The sequence below is a fragment of the Rodentibacter caecimuris genome (assembly GCF_001019715.1).
Lineage (GTDB): Bacteria > Pseudomonadota > Gammaproteobacteria > Enterobacterales > Pasteurellaceae > Rodentibacter > Rodentibacter caecimuris.
The window spans coordinates 2546603-2564666 of the sequence record NZ_BBXJ01000001.1; the positions used below are offsets into that span (position 1 = coordinate 2546603).

An 18064-nucleotide genomic window follows, 5' to 3' on the forward strand; every position below is an offset into this window, starting at 1 on the left:
TCTATTATCCTTCAATCACAGTAATTTTTACTTGGTTTAAAATCGGCTTTAATAAGGCTGGATCACTTACGCCCACATTACTTTGTGATACCGCAAAGGCTGAAACCGCACTGGCAAATGCAAGGGTTTCTGCTTTAGCGAATCCTTGCGCAAAGCCATAAATTAAGCCGGCGACCATTGAATCGCCTGCGCCTACGGTGCTTACCACATTTTCACACTTTGGCGGTTGGGCTTTTATAATGCCTTCATGATTGATCCACAATGAACCTTCCGCCCCCATAGAAATGATGACATTTTCAATGCCTTGATTGCTTAATTGCTGTGCGGCATTAATAATTTCTTCCTCAGTATTAAGTGAATGGCCAATCCAAGCCTCTAATTCACGATGATTCGGTTTTACCAACCAAGGGTAGGCTTTCAAACCGGCTGTCAGTGCCGCATTGCTACTATCCAATACCACTTTTACACCGGATTCATGAAGTTGGTTTAACCAATCGGCAAATAATTCCGGCGTAACCCCTCTCGGCAAACTACCGCATACCGCCACGATGTCATAATCAAGGCAATAAGCCAAAGTATCTGCGACAAATTGCTGCCAAGATTGCGGGCTGATTTCATAACCAAGAAAATTTAAATCCGTTACATCGGCTTCGGTTTCCGTAATTTTTACATTAATACGGGTTTTACCGGTAACGCGGTGAAATTTATCTTCCAAATTTTTCTTTTTGAACATTTGTTCAAAATCACCGGCGTTGTCTTCCCCTAAGAATCCGCCAACGGCAACTTCTTCCCCTAAATCATTCAATACATTTGCCACATTAATGCCTTTGCCGGCAGGAAAAAGCCCTAGTGTTTCCACGGTATTGACTTCACCCAATTCAATGCGTGGCAAACGACCGACTAAATCATAAGCGGTATTTAAGGTAATGGTTGCAACTTTTGCCATCGTTATTCCCCTTTTCCTTCACCAAGACCGGATTCAATAGCAAGGCGAATGCCCTCGATGGCTTCTTTTGCCTGTTCGCCGGTTGCCACAAATCGTAAACGGGAACCTTTCACTACCCCCAATGCCACAATTTTCATTAAACTTTTTGCACTAACCAGTTGGGAATTGCGATCCAGATTCTGCACTGCAACAGAGGCGTTGTATTTTTTCACTTCATTGACTAATACGGCGCTTGGACGGGCATGTAAACCGTGTTCATTATGGATAACAAATACCGCTTCAATGGCATCGGAAGGTAAATCTTTATCTTCTGCTACAGTCGGTGTAGCGGTTTGTTCGCCGACAATCTCAATAACATCTGGTTCTGTCGGCGGTACTGCTGAAACATTTTCACCTAATCCTTCGGCAATCACTTTACCAAGAGATTCGATCGCTTGTTTGGCATCGTCCCCTTCCGCCACAAAACGCAAGCGATGACCTTGTGTCACACCAAGAGCGACAATTTTCATCAGACTTTTTGCGCTCACCGGTTCGCTACCGCGGGTAATATTTTGTACAGTGATTTTTGCCGCAAATTTTTTCACTTCATTGACTAGTACGGCACTTGGACGAGCGTGTAAACCATGTTCGTTGCGAATAGTAAATATCCCTACCACCGCATTAGCAAGCGCTGTTTTTTGTGCTTGCGTTGAACCGGAAAGCGCTGCATTTTCACCTAAAAGTGCGCTCAAAATAGCGGAAGAATTTCCCTCTAATAAAGCGGTTTGTACATTTTCCTCTAATAAACGGGTTAATACCGGATTAATAGCGTCATTGACGGCAGAAACAGTAATAACACCTTTCACCGGTTTTCCATTATGGTTAAAAATCGTTTTTGCCCGACTAAATGTTAAGGCATTTTTTACATTGCCGGAAACCGCATCAGTGACCCACAAGCCTTTGCCTAAAGGTAAAGCGGCATTGCCAATCACTTCGGAAACAAAGCTATTTTCTACCGCACTTTGTGCTTGTAATTGACCGGCATTCATCGCAACCAAAGTGAGTAAACTTTGCGTCTCAATATCTAAGCGAATGTTTTCTTCGGGAATGATAAAATTCTCACTTGTTTCGCCCATTAAAACGGCACGGAATTGCGCGACATCCGTTAATGTGGCTAATTTTGCTGCAACCTCTTCATCGCCAAGTACGTGGGTTAATTGGCGTAATAACGCCAAGTGTTCATCGGAACGTGCGGCAATACCAATCACAACGTAGGCAATATTGCCTTCCCCCCATTCTATCCCTTGAGGAAATTGAAAAACTTGCACGCCGGTTTTTTTCACCATATCGCGTGTTTCCAATGTGCCGTGAGGAATCGCAATACCGTTTCCTAAAAAAGTGGAAGTTTGCTGCTCACGCACTAACATTCCTTGTAGATATCCCTGTTCTACATTGCCGGCATTTTCCAATGCATTCGCCACCATCTCAATGGTTTGTTGTTTGGTTTCTGCAATGGCATTTAAATGAATGTTGCTTTCCGAAAGTTCTAACATTCTTACTCCTTAGTCTAAGATTTAGAAAAAGAAAAACTGTTGATAGCATTACTCTAGCAACAGTTTTATTTATTATTTAGATGTACAAATTCTTAACAATTCATCGCTACCTTTTGCGATGTATTCATCATTTTCGCCACGCGCTTTACCTTTCTTCAAATCACGCATTGCGTCATAAATTCCCTGAGTAATACTTGGTGAATCTAATTTATTCCAGCAAGTTTGGCTTAAACGATTGAAATTATTTTGTAAGGCTTCGGCGTGCAATACACCGCTATAATAAGCATAAACATCGGAATCATGCCCGCCACTGTAAAGTTTGTCTTGGATTTGCTTAATCGGCACTAAAATACGCCCTAAATACCAGTCATTAGCACCACTGGCAAAATTGTCTACATAGAAATCTTCATTTACACGACCTTTATATGTCGCCACTGTTGCCTCATAAGCCGCAGCATAAGATTTTTGATCAATCTTGTCTTCATCCAAATTAATCACTTTCTTGTCACTATCCATAAAAGGAATATAGGACGTCATTGAGGAACAAGCTGCTAAACTAATGGAAAACAATAAGATAGAGATTTTTTTTAACATAATGATTATTCCTATTTCAACTTAAAAATAAATCGTCGCCATTATACTGACTGCGGGGGATTAAGCAAGAAAGCGGGCTACTCGCTCTCTTTCACCAGTGATACTAAAATTTGGTCAATTTTAAAATTTTCCGTATCAATCACTTCAAACTTATACTTACCATAAATGACAAAATCGGTCTTTTTCGGGATTTTGCGTAACATATACATCATAAAACCACTGATTGTTTCATAATTTTCTTCATCAGGGAAAGATTCTATATCCAATGCCCGCATCACATCTTCAAGCGGTGTTGCCCCATCAATCAGCCAAGAATTTTCATCACGACTAACAATTTGCTCTTCCTCATTGGACACCAATTCCCCCATTACAATACTCATCACATCATTGAGCGTTACAATGCCCACCACCAACGCATATTCGTTGACAATAATGGCAAAATCTTCACCGGTTGATTTAAATAATTCCAATACTTCATAAAGCGAAAGGGTATCCGGCACAAATAGGGCTTTGCGTAACAATTTAGAATCGGTCAATGATACGTTCGCATTTTGCAAATACATAGTCAGCAAAGTATGGGATTCCACGTAGCCTAAAATTCTATCCAAACTATTGTCACAAATAACAATTTTGGAATGAGAATCACGGGAAAGGGTATCCACCACTTCTTGACGGCTAAAAGTGCGGTCTAAATACACGATATTTTCACGTGTCGTCATGGTGGAAGTGACCGTACGCTCCTGCATATCAAAAATATTTTCAATCAGATAATGCTGTTGGGTTTTTAGTACGCCGGCTTCGGCACCCGCCTCAACCACCGCCACAATATCTTCCGGTGTCATATTGTCATCACGCAATGTTGAAACGCCAAAAAGTTTGAAAAGTAAATTTGACATCCCGTCAAACACCCATACGATAGGTTTTAATAAGAAAATAAACACCTGCATAATGCCGACCGTACGCAATGCAACCGCTTCCGGGTTAATCAAGGCAAGGCGTTTAGGCATTAAATCCGCTAAAAGAATGAAAGAGCAGGTAACAAGCAAAAAGGCCATCCAAGATGAAGCGGGTTCAACCCAAGTATCCCGAATATGTCCGTTTAAAAACTGTTGTAAATGAATACTAAGGTTCGCCTCACCAATCATCCCCCCTAATACTGCAACCATATTTAAGCCAATTTGCACGACGGTGATAAAACGTCCGGGCTGCTCTTGTAGTTTCAATACCTGTTCGGCTTTAAGATTGCCTTCATTTGCCATATTTTGCAATTTAATGCGGCGGGCTCCGGCAAGGGAAATTTCCGCTGATGAAACAATGGCACTGATAATAATTAACACGATTATGACTAAAATCGCTGCAAATAAACTCATAATTTTCTCGTTAATTTAATAAATCGATTTGATAATTTTGATAAAAAGTGCGGTCAAAACCACCGCACTTTCAAGGAAATGAAAATCTAATTTTCGCTGTCAAACCAGCCGCGGATAAATTGAATAGAAAGGAATAATGTCACCAACAAGAAAGCATAAAACACCCAAGATAAAATAGGATGACTCGGTGTAACATCACCACTGATTTCTTTCACGGAAACCGCGTTACGAAACTCATCAAACATGGTTAAACGCCAACCGTAATATTTAATTTGAACCAGTTTATTTTCATTCCCCATAGCTTGTGCTTCGGCCTGTAAGTTGGCCGAACCGAATTTAAAATAGAAAGGAAAACCCCAACGGGTATCTTCGTTGCGGTAAACCATAATTTTGCCGTCATCATTTTGTGTATTAATATAGTACACATCACGCGTCGGGCCGTCAGCCGGATTGGATTTGGTAATCGGTCCGTCTTTATCAACCCGCTTTACTTCTACCCCCGTTACCCGAGTCACATCGTAATGAGGAAATACATAATTCACCACAGAAAACATAAAACCGTGGAACGCAAATACCACTAAAAATAAAAAATATTTGAAAAATTTACGCATAATCTTTTCTCTCTTTCATATTGAGTGTTTATTGTACATTAATTTTAAACAAACGTTCGAAATTTTGTGTCGTAATTTGGGCGAATTCCCCTAGAGAAACTCCTTTTAATGCCGCCACGTACTCACATACTTCACGGGTATAAGCCGGCTGATTTTCTTTGCCACGATATGGCACGGGCGCAAGATAAGGCGAATCCGTTTCCACTAACAAACGATCCGTCGGTACATAACGAATCGCTTCACGAATCGCTTCCGCATTTTTAAAAGTAATAATACCGGAACAAGAAATATAAAAACCCAAATCTAATGCTTTTTTCGCAAAATCCAAGGTTTCGGTAAAACAATGAATAACACCGCCGCACTTTTCTGCCTGATGTTTACGGAGCATCGAAATGGTATCATCACCAGCTGAACGGGTGTGAATAATCACTGGCTTATTCAGTTGGTTTGCGATGTCAATTTGGCTGGCAAAAATGTCTTGCTGTGCTATTTTGTTATCCGCGCTGTAATAATAATCCAGTCCGATTTCACCAATGGCAATGACTTTTTTATCTTGCACTAAGCGGAATAAACGTTCGGCATCGTAGGGTTCTTCTTCAAAATCTAACGGATGCACGCCGCACGCCAGTGAAATATTTTCAAACGGGTTTAATAAGTCATAAGCCTTTTCAAATCGACTTAGCGTTACCCCAATGGCAAGCATATGTTTCACATCGCGTTTTTGTGCTTTTTCCACTACATCGGCAATGTTTTTGTGTAAATTATCATAATCCAGTGCATCTAAATGGCAGTGGGAATCAACGATAAACATAAATTATTTTTCCTTTATTTTTTATTTTCAGTGGGAAATACACCCTCTATCAGGTTTCAAACACATTCGTGATAAGTTTAGTCAATCCGTCTAACAACATTAATTCTACGTTGACACCATTAATTGAAAGTAAATCGGATCGCACTTTTTGCATAATTCGGATTGATTGCAATAAACCTAAAACAGGTTGTTCATCACTAAATTGTTCAATTCCTTTGGCTAAATCCATCGTTTGACGATGGCCGCCTATTTCAAGTTTGTGCTTTAAGCAGTCGGAAAGAAAAGCCAAAATCCAATCTAATTGTTGGATATAGCGTTCCTTATCAAATAATGGAAGAATCTCCAAAGGCGAACGACGACGGTAAAAAAGCCAAAACTGACGAAGAAAATTTTTTCGTTGTTCAATTAAGCCTTGCTGCAAGGTTTCCAATGCAAGCAGAGGACGGCCTAAATCCATGGCAAGTGCGGTCAATATTTCATGTGTTTCCGCTACTGTTTGATTTTGTAGCCAATCCTTCGCCATTTGTTCATTCGGTGTAGGTAGATTCCATACTTGACAGCGGCTGTAAATTGTCGCTAACAAACTTGCAGAACTATCTGCCAGTAACAAAAAATAGGTGTTCGGACGGGGTTCTTCCAAGGTTTTAAGCAAAGCGTTAGCGGCAGCTTCCGTTAAGCGTTCAGCCCCTTGCACATAGACGATTTTATTGCCATTCTGTTGAGCATGTTGGGCGACAATTTCGTTAATTTCACGCACTTGATCAACACCGATATCTTTTCCATCGACAGAATAAAGTTGGTGATAATCAGGATGGCTGTTCGCTTGCATTAAATGGCAGGCATGGCATTGCCCGCAAGGTTGATTATCTTTCGGATTCATACACATAATGCGGCGAGAAAGCGCATCAAAGAGATGTTCTACGCCCATCCCCTGATCGGCTTTAATAAGTATCGCATGATGTCCTAAACCTTCGGAAAAAGTTTGGGCAATGTTCACATAGGTAGGTGTCAGCCAAGGATAAAGTGCGGTCATTTTTCGTTATGTTTCCACCAATTTTTCACCGCATTTGTAATATCAGCCTGAACTTGCTCAATACTTTGCGCCGCATTGATGATAACCGCTTTCGGATTATCTTTCACCAATTCTAAATAACGGCTGCGGGTGCGATGGAAAAAATCAAGATTCATTTGTTCAATACGATCTAATTCGCCACGTCCACGGGCTCGAGCCAAACCTAATACGGGATCAATATCTAGATAAATAGTAAGATCCGGTTCAAAATTACCTAATACCGCATCTTTTAAGGTTTTCATAAAATGAGGATCTAACCGACGACCGCCACCTTGATAAGCTTGTGACGACATATCGTGACGATCTCCCACTACCCATTTTCCTCCAGCAAGGGCCGGTTTAATCACATTTTCCACTAATTGAATCCGAGCGGCATAAAGCATTAGTAATTCAGCTTTGTCTGTAACCGGTTCTTCCGTTTCATGTTTGATAAGTTGGCGTAATTTTTCAGCTAGAGGCGTACCGCCCGGTTCACGGGTAAACACGACATTATGAATGCCTAATTCATTCAATATCTTTACTACTGACTGATGGGCCGTGCTTTTTCCTGCGCCTTCCAACCCTTCAATAACAATAAATTTTCCACTCATATTATTTTCCATTTTTCTGGCTACGATACCAACGTAAATATTGTTGAACCGCTTTATTATGCTCGTTTAAATTACGACTGAATTTATGACCACCGCTTCCATCTGCGACGAAATAGTAAAAATCGGTTTTTTCAGGGTGTGCGACCGCCTGCAAAGCACCTTCACTCACCATTGCAATTGGGGTGGGAGGTAATCCGTCAATCACATAAGTATTATATGCTGTGGGGGTTTCTAAATCTTTTTTACGGATATTTCCCTGATAATTTTCACCCATACCGTAAATTACAGTGGGATCCGTTTGTAATTTCATTTTTGCATTGAGTCGATTAATAAATACAGAAGCCACTTTAGCACGTTCTTCCGCAATACCGGTTTCTTTTTCTACGATAGAAGCTAACACTAACATCTCGTGAGGGTTTGCTAACGGAAGATTTTCATCACGTTCATTCCAAGCGTTATCTAAGGCTTTTTTTAAACGTTCTGCCGAACGTTGGAGCAATTCAAAATCCGTTGAGTTTGGCGTATAACTGTAGGTATCGGGATATAACCAGCCATCAAGATTTCTATATTCGTGAATGTTTTTTACAAAATTCGAAATTTTAAGTAAATCAAAAATTTCTTGATTGCTTTTATCCTTTAAAGTTTGCTTTAAGTGCGGTGCTTTTTCGAGGTTTTTTCGCCATTCTTTGAATGTTTTTCCTTCGATGAATTTCACGTTAAATTGAGCCTCTTTTCCAGAATTTAGTAGGATTAACAGATCTTGTATGGTTTTGATACCGCTTAAAGAATAAGTTCCGGCTTTGATTTTGTTTAGTTCGGGCTTTAATTTCAATAAGTAAGGAAGAAAAACTGCATTCTCAACTAATTTTTCCTGCTCAAAAAGCGTAGCTAATTTTTGCCCGGTCGTACCACGTTCAACAATTAAAAGTTGATCGGCTCGCACATTTACTGTTTGTTGTTGAAAATCGTTTAATTTCTGATAACCCCAAAAACCACCGGCAATAATAATCAAAAGAAGAATAAATAAGCTAATAAAAAATTTTTTCATAGAATCAAAATAATGGAATAAAAACAATAAAAGGGGCAAAACGCCCCTCTCATATAAAATGCAAACTTATTGATTAAAATATTGAATATCGGCAGTTTTACGCAGGGCTTTTACCCAATCTTTCGTCGCATCTTTTAATTGGCTGTTTACAATTTGCTCGTAAGCTTTTTGGCGGTATGCCTCTTCAGTTTTATCGCCATCACGTGTACCGGTAACTTCTAAAATATGCCAGCCAAATTCGGATTTAAAAGGTGCAGAAATGCTACCTTGTTTAGTCGTTTGTACAGCTTTAGCAAAAGGCCCGACATAGGTTTCAGGGAACGCATAACCTAAACTTCCACCATTAGCCCCGGATAAATAATCTTTAGAATATTTTAATGCTGCATCGGCGAAAGTTGTTTTGCCGGAAATAATATCCGCACGAATTTTTTGAAGTTCCGCTTTTGCCTGTGCATCATTCAACATTGGATTAAGTTTTAAAAGAATATGACGAACTTCATATTCTTTACCTGTTACTTTGTGCTCGGTACCACTAGCTCTTGCATCTTTTAACATTTTTTTACCCAATTCATTCACTTCTTCACGGGTTACCTGCACACTGTTACTAATTGCGTGATCACGCACACCGGACATCATCATTTGATTAACAATTTGCTGACGAAAGGCTTTCAAAGAAATACCCTGATAATCCAACGCATCTAAAAACTGACCATAGGTTAAACCATTTTGTTCAGCAATATTATCTACAATGCGATCAATTTCACGAGGGTTTATTTTTACACTGGATTGTTGAATAGCTTTTTGTACCAAAATATCATCTATGACTTTATCTAATGCTGCTTGGTAATTACCTTTTTTCCCCATTGCTGCACGCACCTGACTTTCTAGAACAGGAACGCCATCTACCGTTGCAACAACACGCTCTTCTGCATAAGCAGAAGAAAATGAAAGAGCACCTAACATGACAATAAAAAGAGATTTTAATACTGATTTTTTCATATTTATTTTTTCTTTAAAATGAGCCAACGACGCTGGTTAGAGTATCAATTTTAAACAAGGTTCACAATAGATTGGCATTATTTTGCCAATAATGCTACTTCGTAACAACCATCATACTTTTCAGTTCGAACCTGTACTTTTTCTTCCCGATTAGTGGGTACATTTTTACCTACATAATCTGCCCGAATAGGTAGTTCTCGATGTCCACGATCAACAAAAATAACCAATTCTATCTTTGCCGCACGGCCAAAGTCAGTCAATGCATCCATCGCGGCGCGAATCGTACGACCTGTAAATAATACATCATCAATTAAAATGACTTCTTTATCTTTTACATTCAGATACTGTGATGCTCCACTATACACTGGCATTAAATTTTCAGATTCAACATGCTGTAAATCATCACGATAGAAAGTAATATCCAGTTCCATTGAAGGAAGTTCTATCTTAATTAAATCTGCAATTTTACGTTTGATTAGAGCGGCAATTTCTGCGCCACGACGTTTAATACCAACAATCACGATATTATCTAAACTTGGGTGTTTTTCAATAATTTCGTGGGAAATACGAGAAATTGTGCGCTGAAACTGATTTTCATCAATAATGATCTTTTCCATAATTCATCAAAATTAACTGTGAAACGGTCGGTAAAATACCACAAAAATAGACGAAATTTAATCGTTTTTAATAAATGATAATCCATAAACAAAAAGTGCGGTTAAAATCAACCGCACTTTTTTATTATCTTTTTGATTTCACAAGTTTTTCTGTTAGCTCATAAGCTCGAAGTTTTGCTAACTCTTTGGAGAGTTTCGCTACCAACAATTCATGATCCACATCAGCTGAGTGTGCCACAATATTTTCTTCGGCTTTGCGCTTAGCTTCTAGAATTCGTTCGGAATCTAATTCAGATCCACGAATCGCTACATCAGCGAGAACGGTTACTACGCTTGGTTGAACCTCTAAAAAACCACCGGAGACATAAATAACATCTTCGCTATCATTCTCTAAGGTTAATTTGACAATTCCCGGTTTTATCGCAGTCAGTAAAGGGGTATGATTCGGCAAAATACCTAATTCCCCTTCTGTTCCCGTAGCCAGAATTTGCTTTACTTTACCTTCAAAAATTTTATGTTCCGCACTGACTATAATTAAATCAAATGTCGCCATTTTGTTCTCCTTCAATTACTTGAAGCGATTACATATTTTTGGCTTTTTCTAGCACTTCTTCGATTGAACCCACCATATAGAACGCTTGTTCAGGAATATGGTCGTATTCACCGTTTAAAATACCTTTGAAACCACGAATCGTATCTTTTAATGATACATATTTACCCGGAGAACCGGTAAATACTTCGGCAACGAAGAACGGTTGCGATAAGAATCGTTCAATTTTACGTGCTCTAGCCACAACTAATTTGTCATCTTCGGAAAGTTCGTCCATACCAAGGATAGCAATAATATCTTTTAATTCTTTATAACGCTGTAAGATACCTTGTACACCGCGTGCAACATCATAATGTTCTTGCCCTACTACTAACGGATCAAGCTGACGTGATGTAGAATCCAACGGATCTACCGCGGGATAAATCCCTAAAGATGCAATTTGACGACTTAATACTACCGTAGAATCCAAGTGAGCAAAGGTTGTCGCAGGAGAAGGGTCTGTTAAGTCATCGGCTGGAACATAAACTGCTTGGACGGAAGTAATCGATCCTGTTTTAGTTGAAGTAATACGTTCTTGCAATACGCCCATTTCTTCTGCAAGAGTAGGTTGGTAACCTACAGCTGACGGCATACGACCCAAAAGAGCCGAAACTTCAGTACCTGCGAGTGTATAACGATAAATATTATCTACAAAGAATAATACATCACGACCTTCATCACGGAATTTTTCCGCCATTGTCAAACCAGTTAAAGCAACACGTAAACGGTTACCCGGTGGTTCATTCATTTGACCGTAAACCAACGATACTTTATCCAATACGTTAGATTCTGTCATTTCATGGTAGAAGTCGTTCCCCTCACGGGTACGCTCACCCACACCGGCAAAAACAGAATAACCGGAGTGCTCAATCGCAATATTACGGATTAATTCCATCATATTAACGGTTTTACCTACACCCGCACCACCAAATAAACCAACTTTCCCCCCTTTCGCAAACGGGCAAATTAAGTCGATAACTTTGATACCGGTCTCCAATAATTCCGTACTGTTGGATTGTTCTTCATAACTTGGTGCTGCACGATGGATAGGCCAAGCTTCTTCAGCACCGATTTCACCGCGTTCATCAATAGGCTCACCTAAAACGTTCATAATACGTCCTAAGGTTTTTGTTCCTACCGGTACTTGAATAGGATTACCCGTATTTTCTACAGCTAATCCGCGTTTTAAACCGTCCGACGTACCAAGTGCGATACAACGAACAACACCACCACCGAGTTGTTGTTGAACCTCAAGGGTTAAACCTGATTCAACTTTTAATGCATCATAAACTTTTGGTACTGCATTTTGTGGGAATTCAACGTCAATCACCGCACCGATGATTTGTACAATTTTTCCTGCTGCCATTACCGTTCCTCTAATTTTTGTTAAATTGCTGCGGCACCCGCAACGATTTCATTTAATTCATTCGTAATACTTGCCTGACGAGCTTTGTTATACACTAACTGCAAGTCATTGATTAAATTACCAGCATTATCAGTTGCCGCTTTCATTGCAACCATACGCGCTGCTTGTTCTGAAGCAAGATTATCTACTACGGATTGATATACTTGAGATTCTAAATAACGTGTTAGTAAACAATCCAATAACACTTTTGGATTTGGTTCATAAATATAATCCCAAGTACTTGCTCTTTCTTCCAAATGATCGGTTTCTAATTCCGGCAATGGGACAAGCTGTTGAAATACAGGTGTTTGCGACATCGTATTGACAAATTTATTATAGGCAATATAAATAGCATCAATTTTTCCGCTTTTATATGCTTCAAACATTGTTGATGCCACACCTATTAGTTCTTCCATTGTCGGATTATCTCCCAATCCGGAATGCTGGCTTTTGATGCTTAAACCTAAAGAACGGAAAAATGCGATACCTTTAGAGCCGATTAATCCTAGCTCAACTTGAACACCCGAATTTTTCCATTGCTTTATTTCAGCAATCACATTTTTAAATAAATTAATATTTAGACCACCACACATTCCGCGGTCAGTAGAAATAACCAATACACCCACTTTTTTTATTTCACGTTCAACTAAAAATGGATGTTTGTAATCAATATTTGCTTTAGATACGTGGCTGATAACATTACGTATTGTCTCAGAATACGGGCGAGAAGCTGCCATACGATCTTGCGTTTTACGCATTTTCGAGGTAGCAACCATTTCCATTGCCTTAGTAATTTTTTGTGTACTCTGTACACTGGCAATTTTGGTTTTTATCTCTTTTGCACCTGCCATCTTATTTCTCCATTGACCTAATTACCATGCACTATTGGCTTTAAAATTATCTAAAATAGATTTTAATGTGTCTTTAATTTCATCATTATAATTACCCGTTTTAGTTAAATCAGCCATAAATTCGCTATGGTTACGGTGTGCATAATCTAAAAGTGCGGTCTCAAAACTTGCAATTTTCTGCAATTCCACATCTTCAAGATAACCAAATTCAACAGCGAAAAGTAAAATAGCTTGTTCCGCAACACTTAACGGTGCATATTGTTTCTGTTTCAATAATTCTGTCACTTTTTCCCCGTGGGTAAGTTGCTTACGGGTAGCATCATCAAGATCAGAAGCAAATTGAGCAAATGCAGCTAACTCACGATATTGCGCAAGAGCGGTACGAATCCCCCCGGCTAATTTTTTCACCACTTTAGTTTGTGCAGCGCCACCTACCCGAGAAACGGAAATACCCGGGTTTACCGCAGGGCGAATACCTGAGTTAAATAAATTGGATTCTAAGAAGATTTGACCGTCAGTAATTGAAATAACGTTAGTTGGAACGAACGCAGAAACATCCCCTGCTTGAGTTTCAATAATCGGCAGAGCAGTTAAAGAACCTGTTTTTCCGGTTACTTTACCTTCAGTGAATTTTTCAACATATTCTTCATTTACTCGGGCTGCGCGCTCAAGTAAGCGTGAGTGTAAATAGAATACATCACCCGGATAGGCCTCACGACCCGGTGGACGGCGTAATAATAATGAAATTTGGCGATAAGCAACGGCTTGTTTTGATAAATCGTCATACACAATTAACGCATCTTCACCGCGATCACGGAAGTATTCTCCCATTGCACAACCTGCATAAGGTGCAAGATATTGCAATGCCGCAGATTCCGAAGCCGAGGCAGCAACAACAATTGTATTTGCCAACGCACCGTGTTCTTCCAATTTACGCACAACATTTGCAATAGTCGAAGCTTTTTGACCTATTGCAACATAAATACATTTAATACCAGAATCACGTTGGTTAATGATAGCATCAATCGCTAATGCCGTTTTACCGGTTTGACGGTCACCGATAATTAACTCACGTTGTCCTCGACCGATAGGCACCATTGAGTCAACCGCTTTATAACCGGTTTGTACCGGTTGATCAACGGATTTACGATCAATTACCCCAGGAGCGATAACTTCAACAGGAGAAAAACCGTCGTTTTCAATTTCTCCCTTTCCGTCAATCGGTTGACCTAATGTATTTACTACACGTCCTAATAATCCTCGTCCAACAGGTACTTCAAGAATTCTTCCGGTACATTGAACTTCCATTCCTTCAGCCAAATCGGCATAAGGTCCCATAACAACCGCACCAACCGAATCTCTTTCTAAGTTAAGTGCCATTGCATAACGATTACCCGGTAATGCAATCATTTCCCCTTGCATTACATCACTTAATCCGTGAATACGAAGAATACCGTCGCTAACAGAGACAATTGTTCCTGTATTACGAGCTTCGCTGACCACATCAAATTGAGCAATACGTTTTTTAATTAATTCACTAATTTCAGTAGAATTTAGTTGCATCTTTTATTCCTCTTACACTTGCAACTCATTTGCCAGACGAGTTAGCTGTCCGCGACTACTTCCGTCAATGACAAAATCCTCAGTACGAATTACCACACCGGCAATCAGTGAGCTATCTACATTGCAATTTAATTTTACTTTGCGAGCTAATCTTTTTTCCATTGCCGCTGTTATTTTTTCAATTTGCGTTACATTCAATGGTTGAGCAGAAACTACATCGACTTCTGCAATGGCTTGGTGCTCTTCTACATAATGTTTAAATTCATTAAATACTGCAGGAATAGCACTCAAACGCTTATTTTCAGCCATTAACCGAATAAAATTTTGCCCATATTGATCCAATTGTTCACCACAAATAGAAATAACCGTATCAGCTAATTTTTGTGCTGAAGCAACACTATTTAGTAATGTTTTTACCATTTCGTTCTCAATAACTGCCGAGACAAAACTTAACATTTCAGCCCATTTTTCGACCGCACTTTTTTCAATAGCGAAATCAAACGCTGCTTTGGCATAAGGGCGAGCTATCGTAGTTAATTCCGACATAAGCTTAAGCCTCTACAACTCTGCAACTAATTTATCAATAATGTCATTGTTCGCCGCCTCATCAATAGAACGACCCACAATTTTCTCAGCACCGGCAACAGCCAATGAAACCACTTTAAGGCGTAACTCTTCTTGAACACGTTTGCGTTCCGCTTCAACTTCAGCATGACCTTGTTCAATAATTTTTGCTTTCAGTTCTTCCGCTTCGGCTTTTACTTCATCTAATACTTCATTGCGACGTTTATTAGCAGCATCCAAAATTTCTTGAGCTTGAACTTTCGCTTTAGAAATTTCTTGTTCTACAAGCATTTTTGTATCAGCTTGCTCTTTTTTTGCCGCTTCGGCAGAAGCAAGCGCATTCGCAATTTGGCTTTGACGTGTTTCGATGGCTTTAATAATCGGCGGCCAAACAAATTTCATACAAAACCACACAAAAAGTGCGAATGCAATCAGTTGACCGATTAATGTTGCATTTAGATTCACAACGTCCTCCCTAATATGCTTGTTTTACGTTGATAAGCAAATAAGGCAATTACTGTAGTAAACCGATAAATGGATTTGCGAAGATGAAAAGTAATGAAATACCAACTGCAATCATCGCAATCGCATCCAATAGACCAGCAACAATAAACATTTTAGTTTGTAAGCTTGATGCTAATTCAGGCTGGCGAGCAGAAGACTCTAAAAACTTTCCACCTAAAATCGCAAAACCAATTGCAGTTCCTAATGCAGCGAATGCAAGAAGGATTGATGCGCCGATAATTGTTGCTGTAATTACAGTTTCCATAAATGTTCTCCAATAGAAGTTTAAATTTAGCCCTAGAGCCGGTTAATAAAAAATCAATGTTCGGATTTATTGTAAGCAATGCTTAAATAAACAACCGTTAACATCATAAAAATAAACGCTTGTAACGTAATTACCAATATATGAAAAATAGCCCAAGCAAGATGTAACGGAATACCTAATGCCGCAATAGCCATATTGGCGGAATACATGACAGCAATAAGAATAAAGATTAATTCTCCTGCATACATATTACCGAATAAACGGAACGCAAGAGAAATAGGTTTAGCCAATAAGGTTACCGTTTCAAGAATAAAATTGACAGGGATAAATGCCCAGTGATTGAAAGGATGTAAAGTATATTCTTTTACTAAACCACTAAATCCTTTAGATTTAACGGTATAAAATAAAATTAAAAAGAATACACAAATTGACATTCCAAGTGTTGCACTAATATCTGCTGTCGGTACCGCTCTTAAATAATGAATACCGAATAATCCGGCCAGTTGAGGAAGAAAATCGACCGGAACCAAATCAATCGCATTCATAATGAATACCCAACAGAAAATGGTTAACGCTAAAGGAGCAACAACATCGCGCGGACCGTGGAAATTTTCTTTAACGATTCCGTTTACCCATTCAACCACAATTTCAACCAGACATTGCATTTTTCCTGGTACACCGCTTGTTGCTTTTTTTGCTACTCGAGAAAAAATAAAAAGGAAAATGATAGCGGAGATGACGGAAAAAAATAAAGTATCAACATGAACATGCCAAAAGCCATCACCTGTTTTTAAAAACGATAAGTGGTGTCCGATATATTCCGAAGTAGTTTGTCCAGACATAATTAACCCTTTGAATTTTAATAAAAATCACGCCTTATATAACAAAAAAGGCACTAAATTATTCAATATCAATGCAATAAAAAAACCAGCAAAGAACGTTATAAAATGCTCTACCGCCAGCCATTTAAACGAAATAATGATAAGTACAATAGTACAAGTAAATTTCAACGCTTCGGCACGATAAAATGCGCTTAGTTTTTTTGATAAATGCTGATTGCGATAAAACACAACATAAACAAAGATAGAAAAAGGTATGAATGCAGAAAAAAAACCTAAGAAAAAATCAACCGCACTTTGGATATCAAGCAATAACATAACAATAGAGCCCAAAACAAGACCAATAAAAAATTCAATATAAATAGACGTTTTATATTTAGTTCGGGCTTGCGTTAAAACTCTAGACATCACTTTTAAAACCTTAAAACGGAGCAATTATACCTTTGAAAAAACGAGATTCAACCTAAAAAATGTTAACTAAATCACACTTTTAGAAAATAATTTATAAAAATATTACGCTTTATCGCAAAATGATTAAATGTCGTTCACCTACTAGCTCAGGAACATGCAATTCAACAACATGCTGAATAGTATATCTTTTATCCATTGCTTTTACCTCATCTTCTTGATAAATCCCTTTAAGGGCATAAAAATAGCCGTTTTCTTTGGGCAAATGGCCACACCAATCCGTCATATCTTTAAGTGATGCAAAGGCTCGACTTAACACGCCGTCAAATTTTTCTTCAGATTGATATTCCTCTACACGGCTCAATATAGGTATCACATTGGTTAATTTCAGCTCACGCACTGCATTACGAATAAAACTAATACGCTTGCCAAGACTATCTAGCAAAACAAATTGTTTATCCGGATTGACAATCGCCAAAGGTAACCCCGGTAAACCCGGTCCTGTTCCCACATCAATAAAACGATCACCCTGTAAATAAGAACTTACTACAATGCTATCCAAAATATGTTTCACTAACATTTCATTTGGATCACGTACAGAAGTTAAATTATAGGCTTTATTCCATTTATCTAATAAATTAACAAGATCAATCAACTTCTGTTTTTGTATCTCACTGAGTTGAATTTTAGCTTGTGCAAGTAGGTTATCCAGTCTTTTTTTCATTAATCAATTGCTCTTTTAAAAATCTTTCACATTTTACTTGAAAGTGCGGTCAGTATTCTATGCATTTTTTGATTTCTGTTGCAAGATTCCGTCTAGGCTTCCAATCCCAGCAACATTAGCAAATCATGCTTTCTATAGTTCTGCTATTGAATCCGCACTTCG

The 18064-nt window shown here is 38.8% G+C and carries 21 protein-coding genes; all 21 read right to left on the minus strand.

Annotated elements, in window-relative coordinates; genetic code table 11:
• Nucleotides 1–4: 4 nt before the first annotated feature.
• Nucleotides 5–946: a 1-phosphofructokinase gene (gene fruK / locus PNEUHYL_RS12455; RefSeq protein ID WP_059368677.1), complete on the minus strand. Its 942-nt coding sequence runs from the start codon at nucleotides 944–946 to the stop codon at nucleotides 5–7.
• A 2-nt stretch (nucleotides 947–948) separates the two neighbouring features.
• Complete coding sequence (gene fruB / locus PNEUHYL_RS12460; RefSeq protein ID WP_059368678.1) at nucleotides 949–2478, minus strand: fused PTS fructose transporter subunit IIA/HPr protein; 1530 nt, start codon at nucleotides 2476–2478, stop codon at nucleotides 949–951.
• Nucleotides 2479–2550: 72 nt separating this feature from the next.
• Entirely contained in the window at nucleotides 2551–3072 is a 522-nt protein-coding gene (locus tag PNEUHYL_RS12465; protein ID WP_059368679.1) for a hypothetical protein, read from the minus strand.
• Nucleotides 3073–3149: 77 nt separating this feature from the next.
• Entirely contained in the window at nucleotides 3150–4442 is a 1293-nt protein-coding gene (gene paeA / locus PNEUHYL_RS12470; RefSeq protein ID WP_059368680.1) for a polyamine export protein PaeA, read from the minus strand.
• Nucleotides 4443–4528: 86 nt separating this feature from the next.
• The gene (locus PNEUHYL_RS12475) at nucleotides 4529–5053 is read right to left on the minus strand and encodes a DUF1523 family protein (protein WP_059368681.1); all 525 of its coding nucleotides are present in this window, start codon (nucleotides 5051–5053) and stop codon (nucleotides 4529–4531) included.
• A 28-nt stretch (nucleotides 5054–5081) separates the two neighbouring features.
• Nucleotides 5082–5864: a TatD family hydrolase gene (locus tag PNEUHYL_RS12480; RefSeq protein WP_059368682.1), complete on the minus strand. Its 783-nt coding sequence runs from the start codon at nucleotides 5862–5864 to the stop codon at nucleotides 5082–5084.
• A 49-nt stretch (nucleotides 5865–5913) separates the two neighbouring features.
• The gene (locus PNEUHYL_RS12485) at nucleotides 5914–6897 is read right to left on the minus strand and encodes a DNA polymerase III subunit delta' (RefSeq protein WP_059368683.1); all 984 of its coding nucleotides are present in this window, start codon (nucleotides 6895–6897) and stop codon (nucleotides 5914–5916) included.
• Nucleotides 6894–7526 (minus strand): dTMP kinase, encoded by a 633-nt coding sequence (tmk, locus tag PNEUHYL_RS12490; protein ID WP_059368684.1) that lies wholly within the window; start codon nucleotides 7524–7526, stop codon nucleotides 6894–6896. Before tmk ends, PNEUHYL_RS12485 begins: the two co-directional genes overlap by 4 nt.
• Nucleotide 7527: 1 nt before the next feature.
• Entirely contained in the window at nucleotides 7528–8574 is a 1047-nt protein-coding gene (gene mltG / locus PNEUHYL_RS12495) for an endolytic transglycosylase MltG (protein ID WP_059368891.1), read from the minus strand.
• A 66-nt stretch (nucleotides 8575–8640) separates the two neighbouring features.
• A complete protein-coding gene (locus PNEUHYL_RS12500; protein ID WP_059368685.1) occupies nucleotides 8641–9573 on the minus strand; it encodes a peptidylprolyl isomerase in 933 nt (310 codons plus the stop codon).
• Between the two features lie 77 nt (nucleotides 9574–9650).
• The gene (gene pyrR, locus PNEUHYL_RS12505) at nucleotides 9651–10190 is read right to left on the minus strand and encodes a bifunctional pyr operon transcriptional regulator/uracil phosphoribosyltransferase PyrR (RefSeq protein ID WP_059368686.1); all 540 of its coding nucleotides are present in this window, start codon (nucleotides 10188–10190) and stop codon (nucleotides 9651–9653) included.
• Between the two features lie 124 nt (nucleotides 10191–10314).
• Nucleotides 10315–10743: a F0F1 ATP synthase subunit epsilon gene (locus PNEUHYL_RS12510; protein WP_059368687.1), complete on the minus strand. Its 429-nt coding sequence runs from the start codon at nucleotides 10741–10743 to the stop codon at nucleotides 10315–10317.
• Nucleotides 10744–10771: 28 nt separating this feature from the next.
• A complete protein-coding gene (atpD, locus tag PNEUHYL_RS12515; protein WP_059368688.1) occupies nucleotides 10772–12145 on the minus strand; it encodes a F0F1 ATP synthase subunit beta in 1374 nt (457 codons plus the stop codon).
• A 20-nt stretch (nucleotides 12146–12165) separates the two neighbouring features.
• The gene (atpG, locus tag PNEUHYL_RS12520; protein WP_059368689.1) at nucleotides 12166–13035 is read right to left on the minus strand and encodes a F0F1 ATP synthase subunit gamma; all 870 of its coding nucleotides are present in this window, start codon (nucleotides 13033–13035) and stop codon (nucleotides 12166–12168) included.
• Between the two features lie 21 nt (nucleotides 13036–13056).
• On the minus strand, nucleotides 13057–14598 hold the full coding sequence (gene atpA, locus PNEUHYL_RS12525; RefSeq protein ID WP_059368690.1) for a F0F1 ATP synthase subunit alpha: 1542 nt from the start codon (nucleotides 14596–14598) through the stop codon (nucleotides 13057–13059).
• A 12-nt stretch (nucleotides 14599–14610) separates the two neighbouring features.
• Complete coding sequence (gene atpH / locus PNEUHYL_RS12530) at nucleotides 14611–15144, minus strand: F0F1 ATP synthase subunit delta (RefSeq protein ID WP_059368691.1); 534 nt, start codon at nucleotides 15142–15144, stop codon at nucleotides 14611–14613.
• A gap of 12 nt (nucleotides 15145–15156) precedes the next feature.
• A complete protein-coding gene (atpF, locus tag PNEUHYL_RS12535) occupies nucleotides 15157–15627 on the minus strand; it encodes a F0F1 ATP synthase subunit B (RefSeq protein ID WP_059368692.1) in 471 nt (156 codons plus the stop codon).
• Nucleotides 15628–15676: 49 nt separating this feature from the next.
• A complete protein-coding gene (gene atpE, locus PNEUHYL_RS12540; protein ID WP_005539567.1) occupies nucleotides 15677–15931 on the minus strand; it encodes a F0F1 ATP synthase subunit C in 255 nt (84 codons plus the stop codon).
• 53 nt (nucleotides 15932–15984) lie between these two features.
• The gene (gene atpB, locus PNEUHYL_RS12545; protein WP_059368693.1) at nucleotides 15985–16773 is read right to left on the minus strand and encodes a F0F1 ATP synthase subunit A; all 789 of its coding nucleotides are present in this window, start codon (nucleotides 16771–16773) and stop codon (nucleotides 15985–15987) included.
• A gap of 27 nt (nucleotides 16774–16800) precedes the next feature.
• Entirely contained in the window at nucleotides 16801–17178 is a 378-nt protein-coding gene (locus PNEUHYL_RS12550) for an ATP synthase subunit I (protein ID WP_059368694.1), read from the minus strand.
• 112 nt (nucleotides 17179–17290) lie between these two features.
• Nucleotides 17291–17902 carry a 16S rRNA (guanine(527)-N(7))-methyltransferase RsmG gene (rsmG, locus tag PNEUHYL_RS12555; RefSeq protein ID WP_059368695.1) on the minus strand — a complete coding sequence of 204 codons (612 nt, stop codon included), beginning with the start codon at nucleotides 17900–17902 and terminating at the stop codon, nucleotides 17291–17293.
• Nucleotides 17903–18064: the final 162 nt, after the last annotated feature.